The organism is Achromobacter pulmonis (assembly GCF_902859765.1).
Lineage (GTDB): Bacteria > Pseudomonadota > Gammaproteobacteria > Burkholderiales > Burkholderiaceae_B > Achromobacter > Achromobacter pulmonis.
This window is the reverse complement of record NZ_CADIJV010000069.1, coordinates 1-7,804: the sequence shown is the minus strand read 5'-3', so window position 1 is coordinate 7,804 and position 7,804 is coordinate 1. Positions and strand designations below refer to the sequence as shown.

9 protein-coding genes and 1 pseudogene are annotated in these 7,804 nt (G+C 66.9%); 1 reads left to right on the top strand and 9 read right to left on the bottom strand.

Features of this window, described 5'->3' with window-relative positions:
* Nucleotides 1-487 precede the first annotated feature (487 nt).
* A complete protein-coding gene (locus HV701_RS26350) occupies nt 488-2,083 on the top strand; it encodes a methyl-accepting chemotaxis protein (protein WP_175135943.1) in 1,596 nt (531 codons plus the stop codon).
* 64 nt (nt 2,084-2,147) lie between these two features.
* Here HV701_RS26350 and HV701_RS26345 read toward each other — a convergent pair.
* The 9 genes and pseudogenes from HV701_RS26345 to HV701_RS26305 form a co-directional block, all read right to left on the bottom strand.
* A pseudogene (locus HV701_RS26345) lies at nt 2,148-2,400 on the bottom strand (IS3 family transposase); the annotation flags it as partial.
* A gap of 62 nt (nt 2,401-2,462) precedes the next feature.
* Nucleotides 2,463-3,251: a flagellar biosynthetic protein FliR gene (gene fliR / locus HV701_RS26340; protein ID WP_175135942.1), complete on the bottom strand. Its 789-nt coding sequence runs from the start codon at nt 3,249-3,251 to the stop codon at nt 2,463-2,465.
* A 31-nt stretch (nt 3,252-3,282) separates the two neighbouring features.
* A complete protein-coding gene (fliQ, locus tag HV701_RS26335; RefSeq protein ID WP_175135941.1) occupies nt 3,283-3,552 on the bottom strand; it encodes a flagellar biosynthesis protein FliQ in 270 nt (89 codons plus the stop codon).
* A 9-nt stretch (nt 3,553-3,561) separates the two neighbouring features.
* Nucleotides 3,562-4,344 (bottom strand): flagellar type III secretion system pore protein FliP, encoded by a 783-nt coding sequence (gene fliP / locus HV701_RS26330; RefSeq protein ID WP_236756743.1) that lies wholly within the window; start codon nt 4,342-4,344, stop codon nt 3,562-3,564.
* A gap of 20 nt (nt 4,345-4,364) precedes the next feature.
* Complete coding sequence (gene fliO / locus HV701_RS26325) at nt 4,365-4,688, bottom strand: flagellar biosynthetic protein FliO (protein WP_175135940.1); 324 nt, start codon at nt 4,686-4,688, stop codon at nt 4,365-4,367.
* Nucleotides 4,689-4,701: 13 nt separating this feature from the next.
* A complete protein-coding gene (gene fliN / locus HV701_RS26320; RefSeq protein ID WP_175135939.1) occupies nt 4,702-5,268 on the bottom strand; it encodes a flagellar motor switch protein FliN in 567 nt (188 codons plus the stop codon).
* Nucleotides 5,261-6,268 carry a flagellar motor switch protein FliM gene (gene fliM, locus HV701_RS26315; protein WP_175135938.1) on the bottom strand — a complete coding sequence of 336 codons (1,008 nt, stop codon included), beginning with the start codon at nt 6,266-6,268 and terminating at the stop codon, nt 5,261-5,263. Before fliM ends, fliN begins: the two co-directional genes overlap by 8 nt.
* A gap of 2 nt (nt 6,269-6,270) precedes the next feature.
* Entirely contained in the window at nt 6,271-6,879 is a 609-nt protein-coding gene (locus HV701_RS26310) for a flagellar basal body-associated FliL family protein (RefSeq protein ID WP_175135937.1), read from the bottom strand.
* A gap of 170 nt (nt 6,880-7,049) precedes the next feature.
* Nucleotides 7,050-7,804: flagellar hook-length control protein FliK (locus tag HV701_RS26305; protein ID WP_175135936.1), on the bottom strand; the 755-nt coding region annotated here is incomplete at its 5' end.

Genomic DNA, 7,804 nt, shown 5'->3' with positions numbered 1-7,804 from the left:
CGCGGCGCTGGTGGAAGAGGCGGCGGCCGCGGCCGGTTCGCTGCAGGAGCAGGCGCAGCGCCTGGCCGAAGCGGTGGCGGTGTTCAAGATCAATGCCGGCGAAGTGATCGAGGTGCCGGCACAACAGTTGGGTGGCTATCAGGCACCGACGCTGACGCAGGACTGATCGGCGCGGGGCCGGCCCCCGTTCGCCAGTGGAGCGTGGCCAGTCACTGGCCACGGCTCCAGCCGACCCGGCGCCCCTTCGCGGCCGCCGGGTCGATTGCCATCCGTGATCTCGATTAGTGAACGGGTTAAGTTTTCGAAAATATTACCGTTATTGGGCGTAACGTCCCACATCGGGGCGAACCGGTTCCGGCGGCGGCGCGCATCATGCGCGCGCCTGCGAGCACCGGGCGGGGGGGACGGGCTGCTGCGGGGCGCCAGGACCTCGGACAGACCGCTATCAATCGTTCGCCGCGACCTATGATGCAACCGGAGACAAGCTGTGCGCGTAAACCTTCCAGTCAATGATGTGGAAATCAAGCTGCGCGAGGATCAATACCTGATCTCGCGCACCGATACCAAGGGCCGCATCCTCTACGCGAACCCGGCATTTATCGAGGTCAGTGGATTCTCGCGCGAGGAGCTGATCGGCAAGGCCCACAACATCGTGCGCCACCCCGACATGCCGCCCGAGGCCTACGAGGATCTGTGGCGCACGCTGCAGGCAGGTGAGTCATGGCTGGGCCTGGTCAAGAACCGCCGCAAGGACGGCAGCTATTACTGGGTACTGGCCAATGCCACGCCGATCGTCGAGAACGGCGAAGTGGTGGCGTATTCGTCGGTGCGCGTGCGCCCGAGCGATGAGCAGGTCGAGATGGCCGAGGCGCTCTATGCCCGCATGCGCGAAGGCCGCGCCCGTGGCGTACGCATCCGGCAGGGCCGGCCGGTGCGGGCGGGCTGGCGACGCGGCCTGGATCTGCTGGCATTTCCATTCCGGCGCAACCTGCGTGGCCGCATGTTCCGCCATGCCGCGTTGTCGGCGAGTATTGTGGTGGCGGCGGGCGTGTATGGGCTGAGCGCCAATTGGGACACGCTGGGCACGGCCGGCGCCGGCCTGGCATGCGGGCTGTTGGGCCTGGGCGTGGTCGCGATTTTCGCGTTGGGCTGGCATCTGAGCCGTTCGCTGCTGGATCCGATGGTCGAGGCCGCCAACATGGCGCGGCAAGTGGCCGCCGGCAACCTGACCACGCAGATCGTGGCCGAATCGGATGATGAGGTCGGCAGCCTGAATTTCTCGCTGGAAGTCATGCGCAAGAGCCTGGTCGGCATTGCCCAGGACGTATACCGCGGTATCGAAGGCACGACCCAGGCGGCGGTTCATATCGCGCGCGGCAACCAGGAACTGGCCGGGCGCACCGAAGGACAGGCCGCATCGTTGCAGCAGACCGCGGCGAGCATGGAACAGCTGACGTCCACCGTGCGGCAGAATGCCGATAATGCGCGTCAGGCCAACCAGTTGGCCGCCAGCAGCATGGACGTGGCGCGCCGCGGCGGCGTGGCGGTGGGCCAAGTGGTCAACACCATGCACGGCATTTCCGAGAGCTCGCGCAAGATCGTCGACATCGTCAGCATCATCGAGGGCATCGCCTTCCAGACCAATATCCTGGCGCTGAACGCGGCGGTGGAAGCGGCCCGTGCCGGCGAATCCGGCAAGGGTTTCGCAGTGGTCGCGGGCGAGGTGCGCAGCCTGGCCCAAAAGAGCGCCCAGGCAGCCAAGGAGATCAAGGGCTTGATCGAGGATTCGGTCGAGCGCGTGTCCGAAGGCTCGGCCCAGGCCGAGCAGGCCGGTGCGACGATGGAAGAGATCGTCGCGGCGGTGCATCGCGTCACCGACATCATTGGCGAGATTTCGCAGGCCTCGCAGGAGCAGTCCAGCGGGATCGAGCAAGTCGACAGCGCCGTTTCGCAGATGGATGTGATGACGGTGCAGAACACGGCGCTGGTGCAGGAATTGGGCGGTGCCGTCATGCAGTTGGGCAACCAGTCCGGCACGCTGCGCGAGACCATCCGGGTGTTCCGGTTGACGGGGCAGCAATAGGCTTGCGCCTGAACGTGAAAAAACCCGGTCTGGCTGAACTGCCCCACAGAAGTTGGACGTTCAGCTAAAGCCCGAAGGCCTGAGTTCGGTATTGCACCGGGCTCAGGCCTTTTAGCTTGAGCTTGATGCGGTCGTGATTGTAGTAACGGATGTACCGCCGGATGCCGACCTGCAACGGGTCGAGGCTTTCGATGCGGTTCAGGGGGAAGCGCTCGGCCTTGAGCGTGCCGAAGAAGCTTTCCATGGCGGCATTGTCCAGGCAGTTGCCCTGCGTGTGACATGCGCTGCGTCACGGACCGGGCCGCCAGCATGCGCCGGGTCAGTTCAGTGAGCCGGCTTTTTTTGCGCCGCGGCTGTGCGGAGCGTGGGTGACGGCCGGCTATCTGCCGGCGAGCGCGTCGGCCACGCGGCTCATCGCCGACAGGCCGGATTCGAACAGCGATTCCAGGAACGGGCCGGAGTTGGGCAGCACCACGGTCAGTAGCACCACGCCGACGATCAGGCTGACCGGGAAGCCGACCGAGAACACGGATAGCTGCGGCGCGGCGCGATTCAGGATGCCCATCGCCAGATTGATGGTCAAGAGCGCGCAGATCAGCGGCAGGGCCAGCAGCAGGCCGGACACGAACACGGTCTTGCCCCATTCCACGATCACGCCCCAGCCGTTCTGATGCAGCTGGATCGCGGCCACCGGCAAGGTGTCGAACGAGCGCACCAGCGCCGCCAGCACCAGCAGGTGGCCGTCCAGCGCCAGGAAGGTCAGCATCGCCACGATATTGAACAGGCGCGACAGCACCGCGGTATTGGCGCCCGTGCCGGGATCGAAGAACGAAGCGAACGACAGGCCCATCTGCAGGCCGACAAATTCGCCGGCGGTCTGCACCGCCGCGAAAACCAGGCGCATGGTGAAGCCCATGGCGATGCCGATCAGCACCTGCTGCATCACCATCCACAGCCCGGCGAACGAGCCCGGGGCGATGGGCGGCGCGGGATCGAGCGCCGGACCGATGGCGACGGCCAGCACGAATGCCAGGCCGATCTTGACCTTGACCGGCACGGTGGATTCGGAAAAGAGAGGCGCGGTACCCACCAGCGCAAGGATGCGCACGAAAGGCCAGAGGAACTGGCCGACCCAGCCATTGAGCTGTTCGAGGGTAAAGGAAAACATGGCGGCGCGTCCCGGATGGCGGCGCGCGCCGCTATGACACCAGGCCGGGGATCTGGCCGATGAGCTGGCGGATATAGTCGACCATGATGCCGATCAGCCACGGGCCCAGCAGCACCAGCACGCCGCACATGGCCAGCAGCTTGGGGATGAACGACAGCGTCATTTCGTTGATCTGGGTGGCGGCCTGGAAGATGCTGATCACCAGGCCGACGATCAGGGTGATGACCAGCAGCGGGCCGGCCATCGCCAGCGCGACTTTCATCGCCTGGTAGGTCATGGTCATGACGGTTTCGGCGGTCATGGCGATTCCCTATTGGTAGAAGCTCTGGGCCAGCGAGCCCATCAGCAGGTTCCAGCCGTCGGCCAGCACGAACAGCATCAGCTTGAACGGCAGCGCCACGGTGACCGGGGGCACCATCATCATGCCCAGCGCCATCAGCACGCTGGCGACCACCAGGTCGATGATCAGGAACGGAATGAAGATGGTGAAGCCGATCTGGAAAGCGGTCTTGAGTTCGCTGGTGATGAAGGCCGGCACCAGGATGCGCAGCGGCACCTGCGACGGATCTTCCAGCGCCGGCTGCTTGGCCAGGTTGGCGAACAGCGCCAGGTCGTTCTCGCGGGTCTGGTGCAGCATGAAGGTGCGCAGCGGCCCCGCGGCGCGCTCGACCGCGGCCTCGAACTGGATCGAGCCTTCGGACAAGGGCTTGTAGGCGTCGGTGTAGATCTTGTCGAACACCGGCGACATCGTATAGAAGGTCAGGAACAGCGCCAGGCCGATCAGCACGTGGTTGGGCGGCGACATGGCGGTGCCCATGGCGCTGCGCAGCAGGCCGAGCACGATGATGATGCGGGTGAAACCGGTCATCATCAGCAACGCCGCCGGCAGGAACGACAGCGACGTCATCAGCAGCAGCGTCTGCATGCTGAGCGAATAGGTTTCCGAGCCGCCCGGACCCGGGGTCGCGGTCAGCGCCGGCAAGGTGGCCTGGGCGACCACGCCAGCGGGGAACAGGGCCAGGCCCAGCAATGCGGCGGCGCCCAGCAGGGGCAGCGCGCTGCGACGGGCGCGAGGAGAGATGGGCAAGCTCATGGTGGGGAAACGCGCGCCGCCTAGCGGCGCTTGAGCGCCTGGCCCAGCTTGGCGGCGAAGGCGGCGGTGGGCAAGGGCGCGGCCTGCGGCAATTCGCCGGCGGGCAGGGTATGCAGAGGGGTGAGCTGGCCGGGGCTGACGCCCACGACCACCCAGGTGTTCTCGATTTCGACGACGACGATGCTCTGCCGTGCGCCTAGCGGCAGGCTGGCGACCTGCTTGAGCAGGTTGCCGCCGCCGCGCTGCGTCAGGCCGGCGCGGCGCGCCAGCCAAGCCGCGGCCAGGATGGCCGCCAGCACCAGCACCAGGCCGATGACGACGCGCAGCAGGGCGGACTCGTTCATCACGTGCGCGTCTTCAACGGCGGTTGTTGAGGCGATTGATGCGTTCGGACGGGGTGATGATGTCGGTCAGGCGGATGCCGTACTTGTCCTCCACCACCACCACTTCGCCCTGGGCGATCAGGTAGCCGTTGACGAAGATGTCCATCGGTTCGCCGGCCAGGCCGTCCAGCTCCACCACCGAGCCCTGGCCCAGTTGCAGCAGGTTCTTGATGGTCAGGCGGGTGCGGCCCAGCTCGACCGTCAGCTGGACGGGCACGTCCATGATCAGGTCGATGTCGGTGCCGGCGCCGGAAGCGGAGCCGGCCAGGGGCTTGAACACCGACTGCGCCGCCGATTGGGCGGGCGCGGCGGTGGCGGCCGGCGCGGCGGCCGGCGACGGCGCGGCGGCTGCGGGAGAGGGCGCGGGCGCCTCGGGCGGCGTGGCGGCGGTCTGCTCGGCCATGGCGGCGGCCCAGTCGTCCTGGGCGGGCTTCAGGCCGTCCGCCTGGGTGGGCGGATTGGCGCGGGATTGTTCGGCGAGCGCGTCGGCCCAGTCGTCGGCCGGGGACGAGCCGGAGCCGGGCTCGTTCTTGTCAGTCATGGTCGGGGGCCTCGTTTGAATCGGTATCGTAGGTAAACATGTTTTGCACGCGCAGGGCGTACTGGCCGTTAAAGACGCCGTAGCCGCATTCCATCAGCGGCACGCCGTCGACATGGGCGATGACGGTCTGCGGCACGTCCACGGGCAGGATGTCGCCGACTTTCATGCGCATCAGCTCGCGGATGCTGGACGGAATGCGCGCGAATTCGGCGACCACGTCGATGTCGGCGCTACGCACCTGGCGCGAGAGCTGCTGCGACCAACGCTGGTCGACTTCCTCGAGCGTGGTCTCCTGCAGCGGCCGCGTGAGCAGGTCGCGCACCGGCTCGATCATGGAGTAGGGCAGGCAGATGTTGAGGTCGCCGCCGGTCGCGCCGAATTCGATATGGAACGACGTGACGACCACCACTTCATTGTTGCCGGTGATGCTGGCGAACTTGGTGTGCATCTCCGAGCGCACGTAGTCGAACTCGATCGGATACACCGGATCCCAGGACTTGCCGTAGCTTTCCAGGGTCAGGTTGAGCAGGCGCCGGATGATGCGCTGTTCGGTGGTGGTGAAGTCACGGCCCTCGACCCGGGTGTGGTAGCGGCCATCGCCGCCGAACAGGCTGTCGATGACCAGGAACACCAGGTTCGGGTCGTAGGTGAACAGGGCGGTGCCGCGCAGCGGCTTCATCTGCACCATGTTCAGGTTGCTGGGCACCGGCAGGTTGCGTTCGAAATCCGCGTACTTCTGGATCTTGATGGAGCCGACGGTGATGTCGGCGCTGCGGCGCATGAAGTTCAACAGCACGCTGCGCATCTGGCGCGCGAAACGCTCGTTGATGAGCTCCAGCGTCTGCATGCGCCGGCGCACCACGCGGTCGGGCGAGCTCAGGTCATAGGCGCGGGCGCCGTCGTTGGGGCCCGCGGATTCCTTTTTGCTGTCGCTCTCGCCCGTGACGCCGGCCAGCAGCGCGTCGACTTCGTCCTGCGAAAGAAACGCCTCGTAGGCCATGCTTATTGCACCACGAACGCCGTATACAGTACGTCGGTGACATACTGGCCGTCCGGCAGGGGCGCGAACGGGCGGTTGACGGCTTGCTTGATGGCGTTGGCCATGTCGGTCTTGCCCTGCTGCGTCTGCACTGCAATGGGCGATTGCGCGGACAGCACCATGAGGATGCGGCTGCGCACTTCAGGCATGTATTTTTCCAGGCGGATGCGGGTCTGCTCATCGCTGACGCGCAGGGTCAGGCCGACGTGCATGATGCGCTCGGTGTCGGCATTTTGCAGCGTGACGGTGAAGGCCTCGATCGGCACGAAGATCGGCGCGGGCACCGCGGCCGGCGTGGCGGGCGGGGCGACGAAGGTGGTCGGCGTGGCCTGCGGGCCGGCGGCGCCGGGCTGGCCCGGCTGGTTGCCGGTCTGGCCCACGCCCAGTTGCACCGGCGCGCCGCCCTGCGGCTGCATGCGCTGGCTGATGAACCAGGTGGCGCCTGCGCTGGCGGCAGCCACCAGCAGCAGCACCAAGATCATGAGCAACGGACGAAGGATGCGGCCAATGCCGCCGGAGCGTGTCGGAAGCGGGCCGCGCGGCGGCATGGTTGTGGGTTTGGAAGTCGCCATCTCGGTGTCGATGCGTGTTTTGCCGCTGATGAAAACGGATTCTTAGTGGATGAAAGCATTCTGCCCGAAATCACGCCCCCGCTTGGAGGCGAAAAACAGGGCGAAAGCCGCGTATCTCAAGCTATTGCTGCACCGCCCGCAACCGTTACCGGCCGCGGGCCGCGGGATTGTTACGCGAAGGTGTCGACCAGCGCATTGGCGTTGCGCGAGGCCGTCACAGTGGCCGTCTGGCCATCGATCGCGCCGTCGGCCACCGCGGCGCCATTGCCACCGCCCTGGCGTTGCGAACCGCCACCGTTCTGCTGGGCGAATTCCTGCTGCGCGGCCTGTTCGCCGACGCTGGTCTGGCCCAGCGAGATGCCGGCCTGGGCCAACGCCTGCTGCAGTTGCGGAATCGCGGTTTCGATGGCCTGGCGCACCGAGGCATGAGCCGAGACGAACGAGGCGCTCGCGACCCCGTCAGCCAGGTTGATGCTGACGCGCAGCGGACCCAGGTCGGGCGGGTCCAGGCGCAGTTCGGCGGTCTGGGTGCCTTGGCGCGCGTTGTTGCTCATGACGACCATCTGCTGGCCCAATTCGGTGCCCCAGTGGGTGCCGCCGACGGGCGTGGCGACCTGCAGCATCACCGGCACATTGGGCACGGCGACGCTGGCCGGGTTGGAGATGGGGGCCGGCTGCTGGCGCTGGCTGGCGGCGGCGATCGCCTGCGCCAGGTGATCCTGGGCATTGGCGGCGTGCTGCGGCACCTGGAATTGCTGTGCGGTGCTGAGCAGCGGCGCGGCCGGGTCTTCCTCGGCATGTGCATGCTGCGGCAGGGCTGGCGCGGCTTCTGCCGTGGCCGCGCGCGCGTTGACGGCGCGCGGGGCGGCGGCCTCGGGCGCCGGATGCGGCAGTTCGGCGGCGGGCGCGGCCTGGGCGGGCACGG

What these genes read in the sequence shown, in the direction of transcription:
- fliR (WP_175135942.1), bottom strand. Translation starts at nt 3,251, where the DNA reads ATGTTTTCCTTTACCCTCGAACAGCTCAATGGCTGGGTCGGCCAGTTC.
- fliM (WP_175135938.1), bottom strand. Translation starts at nt 6,268, where the DNA reads ATGGCCTACGAGGCGTTTCTTTCGCAGGACGAAGTCGACGCGCTGCTG.
- HV701_RS26310 (WP_175135937.1), bottom strand. Translation starts at nt 6,879, where the DNA reads ATGGCGACTTCCAAACCCACAACCATGCCGCCGCGCGGCCCGCTTCCG.
- fliN (WP_175135939.1), bottom strand. Translation starts at nt 5,268, where the DNA reads ATGACTGACAAGAACGAGCCCGGCTCCGGCTCGTCCCCGGCCGACGAC.
- fliQ (WP_175135941.1), bottom strand. Translation starts at nt 3,552, where the DNA reads ATGACCGCCGAAACCGTCATGACCATGACCTACCAGGCGATGAAAGTC.
- fliP (WP_236756743.1), bottom strand. Translation starts at nt 4,344, where the DNA reads ATGAGCTTGCCCATCTCTCCTCGCGCCCGTCGCAGCGCGCTGCCCCTG.
- fliO (WP_175135940.1), bottom strand. Translation starts at nt 4,688, where the DNA reads ATGAACGAGTCCGCCCTGCTGCGCGTCGTCATCGGCCTGGTGCTGGTG.